Origin of the sequence: Paenibacillus sp. H1-7, from assembly GCF_022354825.1 — a bacterium.
GTDB lineage: Bacteria > Bacillota > Bacilli > Paenibacillales > NBRC-103111 > Paenibacillus_S.
In genome coordinates this window covers 4,911,662-4,933,112 of sequence record NZ_CP031168.1, presented here as the reverse complement: position 1 = coordinate 4,933,112, position 21,451 = coordinate 4,911,662, and the positions used below count along the sequence as shown (strand labels likewise).

Annotated in this window: 15 protein-coding genes; all 15 read left to right on the top strand. The window is 51.2% G+C overall.

The features are described 5' to 3' along the window. Positions 1–477: 477 nt before the first annotated feature. The 15 genes from DVH26_RS21780 (at position 478) to DVH26_RS21710 (ending at position 21,428) form a co-directional block, all read left to right on the top strand. A complete protein-coding gene (locus tag DVH26_RS21780) occupies positions 478–1,818 on the top strand; it encodes an LLM class flavin-dependent oxidoreductase (protein WP_239625315.1) in 1,341 nt (446 codons plus the stop codon). A 143-nt stretch (positions 1,819–1,961) separates the two neighbouring features. Further along, on the top strand, positions 1,962–2,795 hold the full coding sequence (locus tag DVH26_RS21775; RefSeq protein WP_239625313.1) for a hypothetical protein: 834 nt from the start codon (positions 1,962–1,964) through the stop codon (positions 2,793–2,795). Positions 2,796–2,855: 60 nt separating this feature from the next. Next, complete coding sequence (locus tag DVH26_RS21770) at positions 2,856–3,332, top strand: response regulator transcription factor (protein WP_239625311.1); 477 nt, start codon at positions 2,856–2,858, stop codon at positions 3,330–3,332. 169 nt (positions 3,333–3,501) lie between these two features. Further along, positions 3,502–4,491 carry a 2,3-diaminopropionate biosynthesis protein SbnA gene (gene sbnA, locus DVH26_RS21765; protein ID WP_239625309.1) on the top strand — a complete coding sequence of 330 codons (990 nt, stop codon included), beginning with the start codon at positions 3,502–3,504 and terminating at the stop codon, positions 4,489–4,491. Positions 4,492–4,507: 16 nt separating this feature from the next. After that, a complete protein-coding gene (gene sbnB, locus DVH26_RS21760; protein ID WP_239625308.1) occupies positions 4,508–5,584 on the top strand; it encodes a 2,3-diaminopropionate biosynthesis protein SbnB in 1,077 nt (358 codons plus the stop codon). 75 nt (positions 5,585–5,659) lie between these two features. Continuing rightward, positions 5,660–7,528 (top strand): IucA/IucC family protein, encoded by a 1,869-nt coding sequence (locus DVH26_RS21755; protein WP_239625306.1) that lies wholly within the window; start codon positions 5,660–5,662, stop codon positions 7,526–7,528. Beyond that, positions 7,525–9,432: an IucA/IucC family protein gene (locus DVH26_RS21750; protein ID WP_239625304.1), complete on the top strand. Its 1,908-nt coding sequence runs from the start codon at positions 7,525–7,527 to the stop codon at positions 9,430–9,432. Before DVH26_RS21755 ends, DVH26_RS21750 begins: the two co-directional genes overlap by 4 nt. A gap of 6 nt (positions 9,433–9,438) precedes the next feature. Continuing rightward, the gene (locus DVH26_RS21745) at positions 9,439–10,224 is read left to right on the top strand and encodes an HpcH/HpaI aldolase family protein (protein ID WP_239625302.1); all 786 of its coding nucleotides are present in this window, start codon (positions 9,439–9,441) and stop codon (positions 10,222–10,224) included. Positions 10,225–10,313: 89 nt separating this feature from the next. Then, complete coding sequence (locus DVH26_RS21740; protein WP_239625300.1) at positions 10,314–11,546, top strand: type III PLP-dependent enzyme; 1,233 nt, start codon at positions 10,314–10,316, stop codon at positions 11,544–11,546. Then, complete coding sequence (locus tag DVH26_RS21735) at positions 11,543–13,594, top strand: IucA/IucC family protein (RefSeq protein WP_239625298.1); 2,052 nt, start codon at positions 11,543–11,545, stop codon at positions 13,592–13,594. The genes DVH26_RS21740 and DVH26_RS21735 overlap by 4 nt, the downstream gene beginning before the upstream one ends. A 587-nt stretch (positions 13,595–14,181) precedes the next feature. Next, positions 14,182–16,776, top strand: a complete 2,595-nt coding sequence (ppsA, locus tag DVH26_RS21730) for a phosphoenolpyruvate synthase (protein WP_239625296.1) — start codon at positions 14,182–14,184, stop codon at positions 16,774–16,776. 196 nt (positions 16,777–16,972) lie between these two features. Continuing rightward, positions 16,973–17,335: a hypothetical protein gene (locus DVH26_RS21725; RefSeq protein ID WP_239625294.1), complete on the top strand. Its 363-nt coding sequence runs from the start codon at positions 16,973–16,975 to the stop codon at positions 17,333–17,335. 147 nt (positions 17,336–17,482) lie between these two features. Then, a complete protein-coding gene (locus DVH26_RS21720; protein WP_239625292.1) occupies positions 17,483–18,112 on the top strand; it encodes a hypothetical protein in 630 nt (209 codons plus the stop codon). Between the two features lie 462 nt (positions 18,113–18,574). Further along, a complete protein-coding gene (locus DVH26_RS21715; protein ID WP_239625289.1) occupies positions 18,575–18,958 on the top strand; it encodes a hypothetical protein in 384 nt (127 codons plus the stop codon). Between the two features lie 220 nt (positions 18,959–19,178). After that, on the top strand, positions 19,179–21,428 hold the full coding sequence (locus DVH26_RS21710; protein WP_239625287.1) for a helix-turn-helix domain-containing protein: 2,250 nt from the start codon (positions 19,179–19,181) through the stop codon (positions 21,426–21,428). Positions 21,429–21,451: the final 23 nt, after the last annotated feature.

The following is a 21,451-nucleotide window of genomic DNA, read 5'->3' as shown; positions in this document are numbered from 1 at the left end:
ATGTTCAAAAAAGCGTACGCTAAACTTTTAAATGATAACAAGAATCATTATCATTGAATCTGTCGCTCAGTATGCTAAACAATGATGAAAGGATGCCACAACGCGTGTCATGCTAGTCAATGACGCCGTGGAAGTCGTGCTGGCACACACGCGGAGTCAAATCTGTCGCATAAAATGCCGTGGCATCGAGCCGCACGAGCATTAAAAGGCGCAACGATCATCTCCGACGTGAATCATCGGTAAAGCAGTTGACCCCTATCACGTAGACCATCTTCTCTCTGTGCAACCACGCAGACAAAAGGCTGCTAGATCCGAGATGAGATGTTGCGTGGCACGCACGTGAGCATCTCACAAGGAAGGCTACAAAGTTCGGTCGATATACGGTTCGTGACGGCCACCAGCTGCAACTGACCAAGAATCTAAGGAACCGTCCCCTAATCGGCCGTTAAATAAATCCGAAGAGGTGAGGTATCTAGCATGACTCAAGCCAAAAAGCAAATGCACTTGAATTTGTTTGTTCTGAATACGGGACACCATGAAGCGTCGTGGCGTCATCCGGAGACGAAGCCGGAGTGTATTACGAATATTCATTATTATACTAAGCTGGCGCAAATCGCAGAGCGCGCGAAGCTGGATTCCTTGTTCATCGCCGACGCTCTTGTGCTTACTCCGGCGGTGCAGTATAAAATTCTCGGCGGTTTCGAGCCGCTGACGATGCTGTCGGCGCTGGCGATGGGTACTGAGCGAATTGGGTTGATCGGCACTGTCTCCACAACATACAGCGAGCCATTTAACGTCGCCCGCATGTTTGCTTCGCTTGATCATATCAGCGGAGGACGCGCGGGATGGAACAGCGTGACGTCGGTTGGGGACGCGACCGCCCTGAACTTCGGTCTAGACGCCCATCCTGAACACGGCGACCGGTATGAACGTGCAAAGGAATATTTAGACGTAATGAAAGGACTGTGGGACGGCTGGGATGACGACGCTATTGTCGCGGACAAGCAGAGTGGCATTTACACCGATTATGAAACGAAAATTCGCGCTTTAAATCATAAAGGCAAGCATTATTCCGTACGCGGGCCGCTGAATATCGGCAGATCGCCTCAAGGCTATCCGGTGCTTGTGCAAGCAGGCTCCTCCGATGCGGGGAAAGAGCTGGCGGCCGAAACGGCGGAGGTAGTCTTCACCGCCCAAGATACGCTGGAGCACGGGAAGCAATTTTATACAGACTTGAAGCAGCGCATGGCGAAGTATGGCAGACGCCCCGAAGAGCTGAAAATATTGCCGGGCTTTAGCCCTATTATCGGTGCGACCGAAGCAGAGGCGCGGGAAAAGGAAGCGCAGCTGAATGAGCTGACGTCACAAGCCTTTGGCCTCATTCGGCTATCGAACGCCATGGAAATCGATCTGGCAGCCTTTCCGCTGGACGATCCGTTTCCGCTGGAGCATTTGCCCTCTATCGAGCAGGTGAAAGGGCAGAAGGCGCGGTTTCAGATGTATGTGGACATGGTGCGCAAGGAACATTTGACGATCCGTCAGCTTATGCTTCGGACAGCCAGCGCCCGTGGACATTATACAATGGTTGGAACTCCGCTGCAGATCGCCGATGAGATGGAGGCGTGGATAGGACAGGAAGCGGCGGATGGCTTCAATATCATGCCCCCGTATTTTCCGGGAGGGCTTGAAGACTTCACGAGTCTTGTCGTTCCGGAGCTGCAAAGGCGCGGTCTGTTCCGCACCGAGTATAGCGGACGAACGCTTCGTGAGCACTATGGCTTGCAGCGGCCTGCCGTCAAAATTCCACAGCCTATTTGACAAAAGCGGGCTTACTCATTGTCCTCTAGGGCGGCATGAAGCGTTTTTCTTCGTGACAAAATGAAAACATTAAGGGCAGAGGCCGCGCCCGTTACCCTGATGTAGCGGCCTAAAATTAATCAAGTTTACAGAGGAGTATTTATATGTGCGCATCAGAACGCTGCCTTTGGGCGGCAGTTTACCGCTTTTCGTTTACGGAATCGATGGAAGGTATCCGTTTCAAGCTGAGCGAATTGGAGAATGACGAGAGGCTGCTCTCGTTTCTCGGCGCGTTCGGTGAGTCGATTCAATCGCCGGCGCTGCAAGTCACCGGCTCCTTGCTTGTCAAACAATACGGGCTGCTTGTTTCCGGGGCCATGCACGGTTATATGAGATGTCGCGAGGCGGTCGATCTGTCGCCTGATCGTGTACAGTTCGTTTTGAGCGCGAAAGGCCTTCAATTTGCGGTGCAGTCGGCAGAGGAGCCGGATTTTTTGCGCGGGCGGGCGGATAATGCTGAGGCGCGCACCCTTTATTTTGATCATGTCTTTGCTGATCAGGCGTGCCGGGTGGTGTGGCGCGTTGCACAGGTGACGCGGATTGACGCGGGCACGCTGTGGGGCAATTTGTCGTATGGCTTGGCCTATTGGAAAAACGAATGGCTGCAGGAAACCGCACTATCCGAAGCGGAGCGCGGACGAATCGAAGACGATTTTCACGAGCTCTACGGCTCGTCTCGTCCTCAGCGGTTTCCGCAATTACAAGCGAATCCTCTGACGACCGCTTTTCGGAGCGTGAGCAATCCTTATGCGCCGGAAAAGCCTATTATCGTACGCACCAAATGCTGCTTGAATTACTGCTTACCGGGTGGCGACCGATATTGCTATACCTGTCCGCGAATTACGGATGATAAGCGGATCGATAAAGCCCACGAAGCCCACAGGCACAAGTCTGTCAAATCTGTTCAGGCAAAGGAGGAGACGAACACCACGAAATAAGGGGTAGGGTTCACCACGAACGTATGCTGTTACATACCAACGAATTTTAAGGGAGGATAGATGATGTCCGTTACTAAATTGAAGCTTATTGTTGATTCTCATGTTCACAGCGAAGGGGAAAGACAGAAGCTGGCCATGCTGCACAGCCTGATTGTAAGAGAAGTGTCCGCGATGGACATTGCCGAGCTCGTGAAGGTGACGCTAGAATTCGATAGCTCCGGATCCCGTTCGGGCGGGGAGGGGGCAGGAGAAAGCGCAGCCGGAGCCGGTCTTTCACTTGTGCCGCCAGTGCAGGAGACTACAGGCAGCGCGCTTACGAAGCTAAGCGAACGGCAGCGGGAAATCGCTTTCATGCTGTGCAATCATTATTCGATCAAGCGCATCGCAGGCGTCATTTACGTTTCTGAAAATACGGTGAAAAAGCATGTACAAAATATCAAAAAGGCGCTGGATATCAAATGCTCCGGCGCTGATTTTATTTTTACCCTCCGGCAGATGATTGCTGTCAAGCGGCTCGAAGAAACGTTACCTCAGTAAGGCCGGTTCCGGCATCGCGCATCATGATTTGAGTACTACTATTGTATTACCGGGATTATCCGTTTGGAGCATTTACGTTGTCTTCCGTCTTGTGTTACGATTTTTTCGCAGGTTAATGATAATCATTCTCATTTCCTGGAGAATAATTCAAGTACAGGGAGGAACGATCATGTCCCATCTTTTGCTGGCGGACGCGTCTGTCGCGTCCGTGAAGCGCTCGATTGCCGAATGCGTCGGGCAAACTCCTCTTGTTCACCTTAGCAGGCTGTTTCCGCAAAAGCACGTACAGGTCATTGCCAAGCTGGAATATATGAATCCAGGCGGAAGCATGAAGGATCGTCCGGCACGATTCATTATTGAGCAAGGTCTTCGTACCGGTGCGCTTGATTCGCGCTCGCACATCATCGAGAGCACTTCCGGCAACTTGGGCGTCGCACTGGCGATGATGTCACGGATCTATGGTTTGACCGTTACGTGCGTCGTCGATCCGAAAATCGCTAAGACGAACCTGGATATTTTGCGACAGATGGGTGCGCGCATCGAGATGGTTGAAGAGCGCGACGATCAGGGAGGGTATTTGAAAACCCGCATCCGCAAAGTGCAGGAGCTGCTGGAGAAGGAGCCGCACGGCTTTTGGATCAACCAATACGCCAACGCTAACAACTGGCGGGCCCATTATGAAGGCACCGGCACGGAGATCGTTGAAGCGCTCGACCATGTAGACCTGTTGATTGCCGGCGTCAGCACGTCGGGCAGCATTATGGGAACGAGCCGCAAAATGCGCGAGAAGTTCCCGGCGCTGCGAGTGGTAGCGGTTGATGCAGTCGGATCGATCCTGTTCGGCGGAGCGCCCGGCAAGCGTGAGCTGCCCGGCATTGGAGCGAGCCGCGTTCCAGAAATTTTGAACCGCGACGAGATCGATAGCTGCATCCACGTCTCCGATAAAGAATCGGCACAAGGATGCCGCGACCTGCTGCTGCAGGAAGGCATCTTCGCAGGGGGCTCGTCCGGGTCCATTGTGGCGGCGCTCCAAAAGCTGATCCATACGTTAGAGCAGCCGCCCGGCCGCCCGCTGCGGATCGTGACGCTCCTGCCAGACCGCGGTGACCGCTATCTGGATCTGGTTTATAACGACGAGTGGGTCGCTCAATTACAATAAACGGAAGGTGAACGAAATGACGATACAGCAACAAGACAGGCCGCAGGCTTCGGCCGATGTACAGAAGCAAGCAGGGTTTCATACCGCACCCGAGCTGCTCTATTTGAACAGGGAGGCGATCGCGTCGCTCGGAGGAGGTTCCTCCAAGCTCTATGCGGAAGCGCTGGAAGAAGCACTGTCGTTGCACGCACGTGGTGATTACGTGCAGCCGCTGAAGCCGTATTTGCGGTCGGCGGGCAAGGATGGCCACATTGCGGACAGAATCATAGCGATGCCGGCCCATGTAGGAGGCGAGCTGCCGCTGTCCGGGATTAAGTGGATCGGCAGCAAGCACGATAATCCGCAAGCCCGGGGGTTGGAGCGGGCGAGCGGGGTCATAGTGCTGAACGATGCGGAGAGCAACTATCCGGTGGCCGTCATGGAAGCGGGACTAATCAGCAGCATGCGGACGGCGGCAGTAACGGTCGTAGCGGCGCGTTACTTGGCGCGGAGCAGCTTCGCAACGATCGCCTGCGTCGGATGCGGCCTGATCGCTAAAGCGCAGTTGACCTCGCTGCTGGAGCATTACACTCATGTCAGCGACGTCCACTTGTTCGATCAGTCGCAGGCGGCTGCTGAGAGACTGGCGGAAACGCTTCACACGGCTTTCCCAAATGTGCGGGTTACCATAGCGGCTAGTGCGGAGAAGGCTGTGCGCGAGGGCGAGGTTGTCGTAACATGCACGGTCGCGGATTCGCCTTACATTCCGTTCGAATGGCTGCAAAAAGGGGCTTTTGTTAGTAATATTTCGATTATGGACGTACATAAGGAAGCATACATCATGGCGGACAAAGTCATCGTCGATGATTGGGAGCAGTCCAACCGGGAGAAAAAAGTGCTTAACCAGCTTGTGCTGGAAGGCCGCTTTTCACGGGAACAGCTTCACGCCGAGCTTGGCGAGATCGTGATTGGCTCAAAGCCGGGACGGGAAAACAAGGACGAAATCATCATCTTGAATCCGATGGGAATGGCTATCGAAGATATAGCCTGCGCCCGTCGTATCTATATCGAGGCGTTCAAAGAAGGCGCCGGCGTAAGACTGCCATTATATTAAAGCAAGCCATGGATTGTGTGAACGACCGCTAAAGGAGCGATGATGCATCCTCAGCAGAGGGAAGGGAGTAAGGACATGTTGTATAAACAGGAGCTTCCCCAAGCGGTGTCAGGAAACGCTCGGAGGCTGGCTGAGAAGGCTGCCCTCCGCGCCTTGCTGAACAGCTATTTGCGGGAAAGCGGGATAGCCGATCCGCGGAACCAAGCAGGTACAGCTATCTTCGATCTCGGGGCAAGCGCCGGTGCTGACAGCGAAGAGCGGAACGGGACCGAGGAGCCCTTCGGAGTGCTGCTTCCAGCAACGGGCATGCGGGTAGCCGGAGAGATCGTATATTATTCGTGCTCCGGTCAACATGCGTTTGGGGACCGGTTTTATTTAACGGCGGCCAGCGAATCGAAATGTCCGTTTGTCGAAGTCGATACCGGGGCACTGATTGAAGCGCTGCTGGCCGAGGTAAGCTTCTGCGAGTCTGAATCGGATCGGGAGCAGCGATGTCTCGACATGCGGGAGCAGATCGAGAACAGCATCCGCCGAACGGCGCTGTACTTGGAACACGCACGGAAACGGGAAACGGAGATGGCGCGAAAGCCGCTTGATTATATCCGCTCCGAGCAATCGCTGCTGTACGGCCACCCGTTCCACCCGACGCCAAAAAGCTCGCAAGGCTTCTCGGACTTGGAGCTGGACCGTTACGCGCCGGAGTTATCGGCATCGTTTCCGCTGCATTATGTTGCCGTATCGCGTCGCCTGCTCCACGAAGAATGGGTAGGAGCAGAGGACGACCGTACTTCGGCAAGTGTAGCGGAGGCAGCGGAGAAGCTGCTGGGAAGCAAGATGGGCGAATATAAGCTGCTTCCTCTCCATCCGTGGCAGATGAGCTACGTATCTGGACTGCCTGTTGTCGGTCAAATGCTGGAACAGCGCGAGCTGGTCGATCTCGGACCGATTGGTCCCATTGTATATCCGACCTCGTCGGTTCGCACCGTATGGGAGCCGGAGGCCGGAACATTCTACAAGCTGCCGATTCATGTCCGCATAACGAATTTTATCCGTGAAAATACAAGCGAGCAGCTCAGACGCACAATGGATGCGGCTATTGTACTGCGTCAAGCGCTGGAAGATCGACCGGGCGGGGCAGACGCCGCAGGCGGGATGGTCATTTTGCGTGAGACCGGCTTTCGGACAGTCCATGTGGCTGAAGCGGACGAAGAGCTGCAGGAACGGATTGCGTCCAGCTTTGCCGTCGTATACCGGCAGGCGGAAGCGCTGGCGGGGGCGGAGCAGCAGCGCTGCTATGTCGTCGCCGGATTACTGGAACTGCCTCCAGGCCAGGATGAGCCGCTGCTGTTTACTGCGGTTCGGCAGTCGGGCGGAGGAGCTTTGCCGGATTGGCACACATGGCTGGCCGCTTATTTGAAGCTGTCTTTGCTGCCGTTGCTCCGGCTGTTTGCTTCGACCGGCATCAGTCTGGAAGCGCATGTACAGAATTCGCTGCTTGCGCTGGAGCAGGGCTACCCGATACGCTACTACGCCCGCGATCTGGAAGGGATCAGCGTCAACCGGAAGATAGCATCAGCCCACGGCTGGATCCCAAAGCTTATCCCGGAGGATAGCCCGGTGCTATACGAGGAAGCAGAGGCGTGGCTGAGGCTTAAATATTACTATGTCGTGAACCATCTGGGAGCTCTCATTCATGTGATCGGCAGATTCAGCCGGAACGATGAAGAAACTTACTGGTCCGTCGTGCACCATGTACTTCAAGGCGAGCTCGTTCGCTGCGAGGAGGAGGCCGATAACAGGCTGTGCCGTTATATCGACGATCTGCTGTCGACCCCGCACCTGCCTGCCAAAGCCAATTTTATTAGCCGGTTTCAAGAACGTGGCGAGACACCGGATTACGTCCTTATACCGAATCCTATATGTGAAGGAGGAGAATGCCGATGATTATACAGCAAACAAAGGAAAAACAAGGCGAAGCCACGATGCGTGGTTCGTCCGTCGCCGGACACAACGAAAGTAGACGGGGGAATGACTGGATCGAGGCGCTTCAATCGTCCGAGTATAGAAGGGTAGAGCAGCGAATCATCCGTCAACTGATCGAATCGCTGCTTTACGAAGGCATTGTTGTCCGGCAAAATGCCGAGGATGAAACGCAAGCAACCTCCGAATCGACAAAGGATGAGGAGATTGTGCTATCCGGCGTGACGGCAGATGGAGAAGCGGTTACCTATCTATGCACGGGACGCACAAAGCTGAGCTTCGGTCGAATCCGGCTTAGCCGGACGGGGGCCGTCCGGCGCGTAGGCTCCGAAGGGACGGAGAATGAGGCGCGGCTTGCCAACTTGGTGCAGGAAGTACTCGGACCGGTGATTGAGCCGGACCGACTCGCTCTTTTTATGGAAGAGCTTGGGCAAACACTGATCAAGGACGTACAGGCGCAATATGCTGCTCCGCTGCGTGAGCTTTCCGGTTCGGAGAGGAGCTACGACGAGCTGGAGGGCACCATTATGGATGGCCATCCTTACCATCCCTGCTATAAATCAAGAATCGGCTTCAATCTGGAGGACAACGCGTCTTTCGGACCGGAATTCAAGCCCGCACTGTATCCGTTATGGCTGGCGGTGCCTGTAGATCAAGTTGCGCTGGCGCACTCGGCGGCGCTCGATTTCAACGCGTTTATGGTGACGGAGCTAGGGGCCGGGACAGCGGAACGGTTCACTGAGAATCTCAAGGCAGCTGGAAAATCTCCGGAAGCGTACCGATTCGTTCCGGTGCATCCGTGGCAGTGGAGAGAGATTACGGTACGGCTATTGCACTCGAGCATCGCTGAAGGCGAGATCGTATTGTTGGGCGAAGGCGAGGACGAGTACCGGCCGCAGCAGTCAATCCGTACATTAGCGAATATGTCGCATCGCGAGAGAGCGTATTTGAAACTGCCGATGAACCTTATCAATACGTCGACCGGACGCATGCTCGCGAAGCATACGGTGCTGAACGCGCCGATTATCTCGGATTGGCTGAGCCAATTGGTGGAGCAGGACCCCGTGGCGCAGCAGCTTGACTTTGTGCTGCTCCGGGAAATCGCAGGGGTTGTCTACGATCATGAGACAGCGCCGCTGCCCGCTCTGGTCAGGTCCAAAACATATGGTACACTGGGCGCGATTTGGCGGGAAAGTGTACACCTCTTTTTGCGTGAAGAGGAGGAAGCCTCGCCTTTCAATGCGCTGTCCCATATCGAGCGCAGCGGTACACCGTTCATCGACCCATGGGTGAAGGCGCATGGTGTTGAAGCATGGACGCGTCAGCTGTTGAACGTTTCTGTGCGCCCGCTCATTCACTTGCTATTTGCCCATGGCGTTGCACTCGAATCGCATGCGCAAAACATGGTGCTCATACACCGCAACGGCGTTCCCGTCCGTGTCGCATTTAAAGATTTTCATGACGGCATCCGGTTTTCCCGCCGGGATTTGGCGAATCCGGAAGTTTGCCCGGTGCTGCACGCTTTATCCGACCATCACGCTCGGGTAAATCCGAATTCGTTTATTGAGACAGACCGTGCGGACATGGTGCGTGATTTTGTCCATGACGCCTTTTTCTTCATTAATTTGACGGAGGTATGCTTCTTGCTGGAGGAACGCTACGGGCTGCCGGAGGAAAGCTTCTGGCGAATGGTGGCGGACATTGTTCACGAATATCGTCGCGAGCATCCTCAGCATGAAGCACGTTACCAGGCATTTGATTTGTTTGCGAGCACGATCCAAGTGGAGCAGTTGACTTCGCGCCGATTGCTTGGGGATACCCAGATTCGGATGCAGGATGCGCCGAACCCGCTCCATCCGTTTCGGTGACCGGCCATGCTTGGAACGAATCGGCTGAAACAGAAGCTGGGTGAAGGTGAGATGGTATTCGGGCTGTTGTGCTCGATCCCTTCGCCTGTTGTCGTGGAGATGGTAGGCTGCGCAGGATTTGATTTTGTCATTATGGATACGGAGCATGTGCTAGTGAACCCGGAAACACTGGAAAATATGATTCGTGCGGCGGAAGCGGTCGGATTAACGGCGCTTGTGCGCGTGTCCGAGCCGAATCCGAAGGAAATATTGCGTGCGCTCGATGGGGGAGCGCTCGGCATCGTCGTGCCCCACATGGAATCCCGCGAGCAGGCGGAGCTGATCGTCCGCGCTTGCAAATACGCTCCCGAAGGGAGCCGCAGCTTGAACAGCGGCAGGGCGGGGACGTTCGGCAAGCACGATTTGACCGAATATATACGCAGGGCGAACGAGGAGATCATGGTTGTTCCTATGATTGAGAGCAGGTCAGGCGTAGAACAAGCTGATGCAATTCTGTCCGTGCCCGGCATCGACATGGTGCTGGAAGGGGCGGCGGATTTGTCGCAGTCTTACGGAATTCCGTGGCAAACGCGCGCTCCTCTAGTGAAAGCGGGACTGAAGCAATCGTACGAAGCGTCCCTGCGTCAAGGCGTGACTTATTGCGCTATTCCCAGGGCAATGGAAGATTACGAGGAGTGGCGGCAGCTCGGTGTACGAGCGTTCGTCCTCGGGGATGAACGGGGCGTGTCGTTCCGTGCCATGCGGGCACATTTGCAATCGTTCGCCGCAGAAGTACAGGCTGCAAAGGGGTAAGTTGAGCATCTTGCACAGATGAGCGCGCTCAGCGAAGCTGCTGATACGGATGTTTATACATATTTTGGAAGGAAGGTGCGAAGAAACCGATGAATGCTGTGGTAACGAAAGCAGAACGAACCGTCATTGCTTTGGTGGAACGCTTGAAGAAGGATGGGTCTGAGCCAGTCTGCGCTTTTCTGTACGATAAGCGGGAACTGCGCGGGCGGGCGCAGACATGCGCGGATAGCTTGCCGGAAGGGTGCCGGCTGTTTTACGCGATGAAGGCGAATCCGTCTAGAGACTATTTGGAGTGTCTGGCACCTGTCGTTTATGGCTTTGAAACCGCATCGATCGGGGAAGTCCGCAAAGTCCGCGAGGTGTCGGCAGACAAACCGATTATTTTCGGCGGACCCGGCAAAAAAGATTACGAAATCTCAGAGGCTCTAGAGCTTGGCGTTATGCTGTTCCATGCCGAGAGCATGCACGAGCTGCGCCGCATCTCGCTGATCGCAGGAAGGATTGGAAAAATAGCTTCCGTCCTGCTGCGCGTCAACCTGCGCGCTTCTTTCCCTGAAGCGACATTGGTCATGGCGGGGCGTCCTACGCAGTTCGGCATCGACGAGGCTGATGTTCCCGAAGCGATTCAGCTCGCCCAGTCGCTACCGCATCTTCAGCTGGAGGGCTTCCACCTCCATTCGATTTCGAACAATTTGGATGCGCATTTGCACGCTTTGCTCATTTCGGTTTATTGGGACCGAGTAACGGAGTGGAAGGAAACGTTCGGCTTGACGGTCCGTTACTTGAATGCGGGTGGCGGTTTCGGCATTTCATACACTGATTTGGACCGCAAATTCGAATGGCCCGTATTCATCAAGGAGCTTAGCCGTGTGCTGGAGGAGAAGCGGCTGCCGGGTGTGGAGCTGCTGTTCGAGCCAGGGCGCTATTTGGCGGCTACTTGCGGCTACTACGCCGCCGAAGTTGTTGACCTAAAGTGCAACCACGACAAGCATTACGCCGTACTGCGGGGCGGCTCGCATCATTTCCGGCTGCCGGGAGCATGGCAGCATAGCCATCCGTTTGAAATCGTCCCGCTGGAGCAGTGGGACTATCCGTTCCCGCGTCCCGAAGTAAGGGACATCGAGATTACTGCAGCCGGCGAGCTGTGCACGCCGAAGGACGTGCTCGCCCGGGACGTACGCATTTCCCGTCTCCGCATCGGGGATGTGCTGCTCTTCCATTTAGCGGGAGCCTATGGCTGGACGATCTCGGCGCATGATTTTCTCAGCCATGCGCATCCGGATCATATCTTTTTCGAAGCCGGGCAGGAGGAGTCGCAATGAGCGTGACCGTAAAAAGACTATCCGGCGCAGTAGCAGGCACTAAGAGCTCAGCTGAAAGGGAGCAAAGTCACGCGAAGGGTGCTTCGGCATCGCATGCGTACGAAGCACTGGCTGCCGAGGCGGCGGAACGAATCCTTGCCGATCTGATTAATGCGCTTCTGGCCGAAGGCTTGACCGAAGTGGAAGGGCGTGGCGAGCTGATCGGCTTGACTGACGCCCGACAAGACGCGGTCGTCGCCGCATTATGGCCTGACGGCTTGAATGCGCTAAGCGACGAAGCGAGCCCTGAACCCGGATCCGTTCGGCCAGAAGCGAAGCTTTACCGCTGGTGGGCAGACCGGGAGTCGGGCCATAGTATTGTATTCCAGGTGAGGCCGGGGTTCGTGCAAACTAATCGTTATATAGCGGGCAGCGGAGTGTACGAGGTTGGCGGCATGTCTCCCGTTCGCTTGGATGCTGCAGAGGTGCTCCGCCGATTGACGGATGCACTCTACAACGGTAAGAAGCCTGGGCGAACTGCACCGGACGGCTCCACCGGCGTGACGCGGCTGCATGATCTGCTGCAGCTGTCACTGGAGCAGGCGCAGTGGTCGGCGAGGCTCGCAGAAGAAGAGGCGGCAGAGCTTCAACACGGCGGGCATACCGGCGACCCGTGGTCGTTTGTCAGGCTGGAGCGTCATGCCGCTTGGCGCGACCGACCGTTTCACCCCGTCGCCAAAGCGAAGGGCGGGTGGACGGAGGCGGATTACCGAGCCTACAGCGCTGAGTCGGGCCAGCCGGTCAAGCTGCAATGGCTCGCGGTCAAACGCGAGTATTTGCTGCACGGCAGCGGCAACGCGGAGCGAGGTGCGTCATTCGGTCCCGCCGACCTCTTGCTGACGGCGGACGAGCGCGCCGGCATAGACGAAGCGATGAAGAAGCTCGGGTTGTCGCCGGAGGAATACACGGCGCTGCCCGCTCACCCGTGGCAGCTAGAAGCCGTGCTGCCGAAGATGCTGCCGCACGAGCTGGATTCCGGTATTTACATGCCCCTTGGCGTGGAAGCCGGTAACTATGTTTCGACTTCCTCGGCCCGGTCGCTTGCTCCATTAGACGGAGGTGCACAACACGTCAAGCTGCCGCTCGGCATCGTCTCGCTCGGTGCGGTACGGTATTTGCCTGCTGTGCACATGATGAACAGCGAGCGGGGACAGCGGCTGCTGGAGCAGGCAAGAGAGCGCGATCCGGTGCTTAAAGAGCAGCTGAGTTTGTGCGATGAAACGAACTGGTGGGCGTATGTGCCGGAGAACGGTGACCTGTTCGCCGATCCTCCTCGTCATTTGTCCGCACTCGTACGCGGTTATCCGCCGCATCTAATTGGAAGAGAAGAGACTCGTCTCATGCCGATGTCGGCTTTATCCGTCCTGCGCCCTATTGGAGCGCACCATATCTTCGATGATTGGATGCGACTTCGTTCATTGCCGGAAACGGTCGAGTCGGCCATCCAGTTGTTCAGGGAAGTGTGCGTCCACTTTGGTCAAATAGTGTTGAGGATGTTCCGCTTGGGTGTAGTCCCGGAAATTCACGGGCAAAACGTGGTGCTTGTACTCCGCGATGGTAAGCTTGCAGGTATGCTGCTGCGCGATCACGATTCCGCGAGACTGCATCTGCCGTGGATGCAGATGCACGGGCTGGATGATCCTTGCTACAAGATGAAGCCGGGCTATCCCAATTCGCTTTACAATGAGACTCCGCAGAAGCTGCTCTTTTATATCCAAACGCTTGGAATCCAGGTGAATCTGTATTCCATCCTAGAGACGGTTGCACACCGGTACGGCATCGCGGAGCTGCGTCTAGGGGTCGAGCTGAAGGAAAGCTTGCTCGAAGCGATCGAGCTGGCTGACTTGCCTGTGACTGTCCGCGAGCTGACGGAAGATGCTCTGTTTAGGCAGCCAAGCTGGCCGTGGAAAAACTTGCTCAAGCCGCTGCTGGAGCAGGAGGGAGCCGTTTCCGGCAGCATGCCGTCGGGCGCTGGCATGTCGGTCAATCCATTTGCAGGCTTAAACTGACATCAGCCGCCCTGTTCGCAACGTTTCGAGCTTGAGTTAGAACTGAGCGGATGCCATTTGGGTGAAAAGTAGCGCAGAAGTGACTGGAAAACTCTCGCTCACTCCGATGATCTGTTCTACGCTTTCATAACCACCCATACAAGAAAGCGCACTGAATACCCCTTGCAGGGCGTTCAGTGCGCTTGTTGTTTTGTTTTCGAAGGAGCTGGAATTGTTTCGCGATACTTCAGTGTGTATCAATGGAGAGGTTCATGATCATATGAAGAATGATCGGGAAAGCATGTGGTTTAACGCAAAGGTTAAAACAATACAATCTTAGAATTTCCTAAGGTTGCATAATCTATGCGGTTTGAAAGCAGAATTGAATGTTTTTTGGACGGGACAAATAGCAGCGGAACATCAAAAAAGAACCTGAAAAAAAACCAGATTCTTGGCGCTTGCATATGAACAGATGCAATGATATAATCAATTCACGACTGTTATCATAAATATGGTCGTATGTATCTCATCTTACAATTTAATTGTATCATGGCGGTAAACTCTTGTCAAATGTTTTTTCTCAATTTAATGGTTAGGAGAGATGTTGAATGAGTTCGTTGGTTCTCGGCTTCCAGGAAATCGAAAAGACGCAGCTGTTCCTCATTGGCGGAAAAGGTTTGAACTTAGGAGAATTATCAAAAATTCAAGGAATACAGGTACCTGAAGGATTTTGTGTTACAACAGCAGGATATCAAAAAGCCGTCGAACAAAACGAAACGTATCAAGCATTGTTGGCTCAACTAACCGTGCTAAAAGCAGAAGATCGAGATCAAATTGGTGAAGTGAGCAAGAAGATTCGTCAAATCATTATGGAAGCAGAAATTCCTGCCGATGTTGTAAATGCAGTTACCCATTATCACTCCCAATTAGGCGTGGAACATGCCTATGCAGTTCGTTCTAGCGCGACCGCCGAAGATTTGCCGCATGCCTCTTTTGCCGGTCAACAAGATACCTTTTTAAATATTATCGGTAAAGAAGCAATCCTGCACCATATCAGCAAATGCTGGGCGTCCCTATTTACGGATCGCGCGGTAATCTACCGTATGCAGAATGGGTTCGACCACAGTCAAGTTTATTTATCCGTTGTCATTCAAAGGATGGTTTTCCCAGAGGCTTCGGGAATATTATTCACCGCTGATCCGATTACCTCCAACCGAAAGCTGCTCTCAATTGATGCGAGTTTTGGACTCGGAGAAGCACTGGTCTCTGGATTGGTATCCGCCGATTGTTATAAAGTACAGGAAGGGGAAATCGTCGAGAAAAGGATAGCAGCCAAACAATTGGCTATCTATGGACGGAAAGAAGGCGGAACAGAGACACAACGTATTGATCCTGATAAGCAAAAGTCTCAAACACTTACTGAGCAGCAAATTTTACAACTGGCACGCATCGGAAGACAGATCGAAGCTTATTTTGGCTGTCCTCAAGATATTGAGTGGTGTTTGGCTGATGATACATTTTATATTGTCCAGAGTCGGCAGATCACTACTTTATACCCGGTCCCTGAAGCGAATGATCAAGAAAATCACGTCTATTTATCTGTTGGTCATCAACAAATGATGACAGATCCCATAAAACCATTGGGATTGTCTTTTTACCTGTTAGTTACTCCTGCACCTATGCGTAAAGCCGGCGGGAGGTTGTTTATTGATGTTGCACCTAGGCTGGCTACACCTGTCGGCCGGGAAGCTTTATTGAATACCATTGGATCCGATCCGCTCATAAAGGGCGCACTCATGACCATAATAGAGCGAGATTATATAAAATTGTTAGAAAATGATCAAACAGCACCGATTCCCAATAGAAGTAATACAGATACGCTGGCACAAATCGATAACGATCCGACTATCGTTGCTGATTTAATCAAGAAAAATCAATCATCGATAGAAGAGCTAAAACATAACATCCGATCGAAATCAGGATCCGAATTGTTTGATTTTATTTTGGAAGATGTACAGCAATTAAAGAAGATCTTATTTGATCCGCAAAGCACGGCGGTCTTTATGGCTGCAATGAATGCTTCTTCATGGATCAATGAAAATATGAACAAATGGTTAGGCGAAATAAACGCAGCGGATACGCTTTCCCAATCTGTACCCAACAATATTACTTCGGAAATGGGTCTGGAGTTAATGAATGTAGCGGATCTGATTCGCCCTTATCCGGAAGTCATAGATTATTTGCAGCATGCCAAAGATGATGGCTTTTTGGATGAGTTGGTTAAGTTGGATGGTGGCCAGGAAACGCAAGACGCTATCTATGCTTATCTCAATAAATACGGGATGCGATGTGCAGGAGAGATCGATATTACTAGAACTCGTTGGAGTGAAAAGCCAATTACACTTGTCCCTATGATTCTTGGTAACCTCAAAAACTTCGAGCCAAATGCCGGCAATCGGAAATTTGAGCAAGGCCTCCAGGAAGCTTTGGAAAAAGAACGAGAGCTATTAGATCGATTGAAACAATTGCCGGATGGTGAGAAAAAAGCAGAAGAGACAAAACGTATGATCAGTCTAATCCGGAATTTCATCGGTTATCGTGAGTATCCCAAATACGGCATGATTAATCGATACTATGTCTATAAGCAAGCTATGATGAAAGAAGCCGAACAGCTTATGAAAGCTAACGTTATTCAGGAAAAAGAAGATATTTACTACCTCACTTTTGAAGAGCTTCACGAAGTTGTACGCACTAATAAAGTTGATTATGAAATAATCAACAAACGAAAAGAGGATTACAAATTTTTCGAAAAACTAACTCCTCCTCGTGTCATCACTTCTGATGGCGAAACCATTACAGGTGCGTACAAACGAGACAATCTGCCGGCTAATGCGATTGTAGGTCTGCCTGTTTCTTCCGGAGTTATAGAAGGGCGGGCGCGTGTCATTTTAAATATGGAGAATGTGGATCTAGAAGAAGGAGATATTTTAATTACCTCGTTTACCGACCCTGGCTGGACACCCTTGTTTGTATCCATAAAAGGCCTAGTCACCGAAGTCGGTGGACTGATGACCCATGGATCTGTTATCGCGCGTGAATATGGCTTACCTGCAGTTGTCGGTGTGGATAATGCTACCAAAATGATCAAAGACGGGCAGAGAATTCGCGTGAACGGAACAGAAGGTTACATTGAAATATTGTAATGGAGAAAAACGTCAATCAATGACCTTTGTATTGCGGATGTGATTAGTAACTTTTAATCGATAACGTATACTAAGATGTGGCTGCCGGTATGGATCGGCGGCCACATTTTTTCGTGTAAATAAGGATTAAAGGGATTTTATGTAAAATGTTGAACTAATATAGATCAAGAGCAGGTTCATGAAAGGATGATGGTACATGAACGTACGGTATTTACGTATCCAGGTTCGTTATGCTGGTAAAACAGGAAAGCCAGTAGGCATTTTTGGAGCATGCTGGCATCTTCTCAGAAATAATCGTATAAGTGAAGAGGAGTCAACTAATTTTTTGGCTGTAAATGAGTGGTTTAAAGAACAATTACCTGAACCTCCGTTTTACCAGGACGGTAATCCAAATAGGGCAATTACATGGTTCAAGGTAGGTTCGTCTGAAGAAATGGTGACAGAACTTCAGCCGCTAATGGATTTATTGGATAAATATCATGTCCAGTATGACATCGTTTTTTCTAATTACCCTGGAACGATTATTTATGAGGATGAGTATCAAGTTGGTGTTATCTGAAGACGAGTATTCTTATTGAGGAGGGTGATAACAAATGCGACCAACCACTACAATTACTCAAAAATATTTTAATTCTGTTACGCGTTTTATTCAGCGTTTACGACAAATAACTATCGATTTAGGGTGAACATCTCAAGGGGGACAACGATGAATTGTTTGGTTCATCAAGAAGCGGAAGTAGAATTTACATGTCCAGGATGTCAGGGGCAATACTGTAATCACTGCCGGGACGAATACCTTACTGAATATTGTGATGCTTGCGCCATAAGCATAGCAAAAAAATACCTCGAGACAAGTAAATTTGAAAGCCAAAGAAAGCGGAATATACGACGGGGGATCGGATGGTATCAAATTGTTGGTGGTCTGCTAGGTATGTTAATGAGTTTATTCTTTGGTATTCAAATCATTTCTAACAAGAACTGGCTTGTCGTAGTATCAATATTTGGTGGTTTTTTCATATTAAGTGTAATCTTAGTTCTTGCTGGGGTGTTGATTCTGAAAGATAGGAAGTACGGTAAGCGTGTTACTGTATTTATTCAAATACTACAAATTCCTCAGTTCACCATCCTAGGAGTTACCTACAAATTTTTATCAGGACTTGCACTTATGCTTACCCTTAAAATTTTGCCTAACGTTACGATTGGCATAAACTTTCATTTTTTAAATTCATTTAATTTCGCTGTATCAAGTAATCACACAGAAATGTACATAAGTATCAATGTCATACCTATTCTGTTGATAAGCTACCTGATTAGAAAAGGTACTGAATATAAATAAGGTAAGGAGAGCGAGACCCGTATTCTGGGGATACAGTCTAACACCATTCCCAACAATGGAATGGTGTTTTTGTTTATCACTAGGTTTAAAATTTCTATGAACCTCGTGTGTTCTTTTATTATGGTAGGGGCCAGTCTCAAAAAGAAAAGTAATTTCTCTCAAATAATCCAAATATTGACTATTTCTTAAAGGGCATGGTACTCTAATCTTACCCTCAACATTATTACCCTCAGAATTAAGCCCGCCTTCCAGCCGTTCATCCTTGCCGCTACCAATAGATTTTTAAGTCGGTCGTCCTAATAAAGGAGGTGATGCCTTTTCTATAACGACAGCGTTTTTTTGTTTTGAAAGCGCATTATTATGAACTAAGGCTTTGGGGAGGAGCAATTATTAAAATCGAGATCGACGAATACGGAATGATGGAGTATTTTTTCATTTATGAAATCATAGGAGGATTATTCGATGAAAATCAAGGTTAAAACCATGTTAGCCGTTCTCACCCTCGCTTTCACTGTAACGGCTGGCAGCGCACTAGCCGCAAGTCCAATCATGGACTACTCATCTTATATCAGCAGCGAAAATAATTATATTGATGCCCGGGCGTATACCGCTTTTAACGGTTGCGGAAGCGAGTGGTGCAGTTTGACCGAGGTAGGTGTGGAAATGACCATCTATGAGAACGGTGTCAACATATGGAGCAGCTACGATTATTATAACAGCGGTACGGCTATTGTAGGAACTGGAGATATTCCTGTCGACAGCTCGAAGTCTTATACTTCGAAGGCTTACCATTGGGCGTATGGAGATTACTTCTCTTGGAACGATACAACCTACGATTCATTGTAAGGAGCGGAGGACTGCCTGTAACTAAAACGGGCGGTCCCTTTTTGCTATTAATCGGTTAAGTTAAATTCAATGGTTCGGTTCAACCGTATAGCTGAGTGGGATTTACTTTGATAAGGTTCCATCATGCCGCTTAAGGGCCTATGATGGCGGTTGACCCGATAGAATGGCCATGTTAGTATTTTGATAGCGCTAACATTGTGCTGGTGAAGGGGAGAGGTTCATGAAGGAGAAGTTCCGATTGAATATTTTCAAAAAGTTTCTGATCTCCTACCTGCTCTTTCTTGTTATTTTTCTCCTAAGCGGAATGATCAGCTATCGTGTTGCAGATCAGGCGATTACGGACAGCTCTAGAAAAACAAGCCTGATGATGCTGAATCAGAGCAAGGATTTTGTTGATAACCTTTTGAAAGGGATTCAAAATTTATCCAAGGAAATCTCCACTAACGATGACCTGAATACGTACGTTAACGGCGGGCAGGCAGCCGGAGTATATAACGCCTTTAAGGCATGGAAGAGCCTGACGCCCTACCATTTCTCCAATGAGATGATATTGGGCTTTTATCTTTATACTAAAACGAATGATGCCATATTGACCCCTCAGGGATCGTATGTTCGCATAGAGGATTTTTACGGCTTATACCACTACGCCGATATGGATGTCGAGCAGTGGAAGCAATCCGTATTACATACGATGCATCAGGATGAGATACTTCCGTCCAAGCGATTTGTCAACAAGGTTCAAGAGCTGAATGTGATTACGTACATGAACTCCGTCACCTTGGGCCATGAGATCGCAACGCTGGTGGTATTGATCGATGAGCGTGAGGTGCAAAAGCTGCTGAGCCGCAGCACGCTGGAATACGGAGGCTGGATTGGGCTCGCTGACGGACGAGGGCAGCTCATTGCTTCATACGGCGACCTTCCCGACGGTGACTGGCGTGAAGCTGGAACTAAGCCGGACGGAAGCACTATAGTTATACAAACGAACTCGGATTATAACGGCTGGACTTATATCGCCGGTCTATCCAAAGACAAGGTGCTCAGCAAGGCGCTCTATATCCGTGATGTAACACTGTACCTGCTGCTGATTACGACTGTAGTAGGGTTGGCCATCGCTCTGATCTTTGCTTACCGCAACAGTGCGCCGCTGAATGAGCTTGCCTCGTTGTTGAAGGAGTCCATTGGTGACGGGAGCTATAAAGGGAAGGACGGCTTTGATTTTCTTCAGGGAAATGTAACGCAGCTCATTCGTAATTATCGGACGCTGGAGGAGGATATGTCGAAGCAGGCTCCGGTCTTGCGAGAAGCTTACATAGGCCGCCTGCTATCGGGCCGACTTACCGATAGGGAGAAGGAGTATGCGAATGAGCAATTAGATATCCGCTTCCAAGGTCACAGCGGCTATGTCGGGATTCTTCAGCTGTACGGCATGAAGCAAATGGAACAGCACGAATCCATTGATCAATTAAATGTCTCCCGCCTCATTGTTCATAAGCTGCTGAAGGAGCTTTTTGCACAGTCGATGATCGTTGGGGATGATCAGCTGGATCAGCTTTCTTTTATATGGACGTGCCCGCCGCCGTTGGAGCGAGAAGCAGTACAACAGTGGAATGAGAATTTGCAGCAGCTGGCAGATATTTTGTCAGGGCAATATGGGATACAGGTGTCCATATCCATCGGAGGCGTTTTCCATACCCTGACAGACTTGTACCGCTCCTATTACGAGGCTAAACAAGCGATGGAGCACGCTCCTTACTCGCTGTTTAACATCATATGGTATGATCAGCTGCCGACCGAAATGGGGATATTGTATTATCCGATCGATCTGGAAATGCGGCTGATCAGTTCCGTGAAGCATGGGGACTGGCCTGAGGTGGGGACGATTCTGGAGCGGATTTTCGAGGAGAATCTGGTGGCACGGCAGGTCACGGGGGAGATGTTCAAGCAGCTGATCTTTGAGCTGAAGGGTACTGCGCATAAGCTGGTTTCGCAGCTGCGTGGTGGCGATAATATGCAGCGACTGCAGGATCTGGTGAATCAAATCAGCGCGAAGGAAGCTCCATCTCTTGTACGCTCCATCGTTGAGAATGTGTTCCAGGCTTTGTGCGAAAGTACAGCTCCTACCGGTCAGCACAAGGACCAGGCGATAACGGAGAGTCTGGTTGCTTACCTGCAAGCGAACTATGCATCTTCGCAGCTCAGTCTTACGCTTGCAGCCGACCAAGTGCAGCTTCCCGAGAAATACGTGTCACAGGTATTTAAACAACATACGGGAGAGAACTTCTCCGTTTATCTGGAGAAGCTGCGCATGCAGCGTGCAACGGAGCTTCTGTCGGCAGGCGAGTATACGATTGAGGAAATCGCCGAGCGTGTCGGCTACAACAGTGCGCATGCCTTCCGCCGCGTCTTCAAGCGAGTAACGGGCGCTTCGCCCAGTGTGTTCCGAAGCCTGGTTGTCGAGGAGAGTTAACAAACCTCATCAAGATAGAAACG

Coding starts and splice junctions, on each gene's coding strand:
- DVH26_RS21710 (WP_239625287.1), top strand. CDS start 19,179: ATGAAGGAGAAGTTCCGATTGAATATTTTCAAAAAGTTTCTGATCTCC.
- DVH26_RS21755 (WP_239625306.1), top strand. CDS start 5,660: ATGTTGTATAAACAGGAGCTTCCCCAAGCGGTGTCAGGAAACGCTCGG.
- sbnB (WP_239625308.1), top strand. CDS start 4,508: ATGACGATACAGCAACAAGACAGGCCGCAGGCTTCGGCCGATGTACAG.
- DVH26_RS21740 (WP_239625300.1), top strand. CDS start 10,314: ATGAATGCTGTGGTAACGAAAGCAGAACGAACCGTCATTGCTTTGGTG.
- DVH26_RS21735 (WP_239625298.1), top strand. CDS start 11,543: ATGAGCGTGACCGTAAAAAGACTATCCGGCGCAGTAGCAGGCACTAAG.
- DVH26_RS21780 (WP_239625315.1), top strand. CDS start 478: ATGACTCAAGCCAAAAAGCAAATGCACTTGAATTTGTTTGTTCTGAAT.
- DVH26_RS21715 (WP_239625289.1), top strand. CDS start 18,575: ATGAAAATCAAGGTTAAAACCATGTTAGCCGTTCTCACCCTCGCTTTC.
- sbnA (WP_239625309.1), top strand. CDS start 3,502: ATGTCCCATCTTTTGCTGGCGGACGCGTCTGTCGCGTCCGTGAAGCGC.
- DVH26_RS21770 (WP_239625311.1), top strand. CDS start 2,856: ATGATGTCCGTTACTAAATTGAAGCTTATTGTTGATTCTCATGTTCAC.
- DVH26_RS21725 (WP_239625294.1), top strand. CDS start 16,973: ATGAACGTACGGTATTTACGTATCCAGGTTCGTTATGCTGGTAAAACA.
- DVH26_RS21720 (WP_239625292.1), top strand. CDS start 17,483: ATGAATTGTTTGGTTCATCAAGAAGCGGAAGTAGAATTTACATGTCCA.
- DVH26_RS21745 (WP_239625302.1), top strand. CDS start 9,439: ATGCTTGGAACGAATCGGCTGAAACAGAAGCTGGGTGAAGGTGAGATG.
- DVH26_RS21750 (WP_239625304.1), top strand. CDS start 7,525: ATGATTATACAGCAAACAAAGGAAAAACAAGGCGAAGCCACGATGCGT.
- DVH26_RS21775 (WP_239625313.1), top strand. CDS start 1,962: ATGTGCGCATCAGAACGCTGCCTTTGGGCGGCAGTTTACCGCTTTTCG.
- ppsA (WP_239625296.1), top strand. CDS start 14,182: ATGAGTTCGTTGGTTCTCGGCTTCCAGGAAATCGAAAAGACGCAGCTG.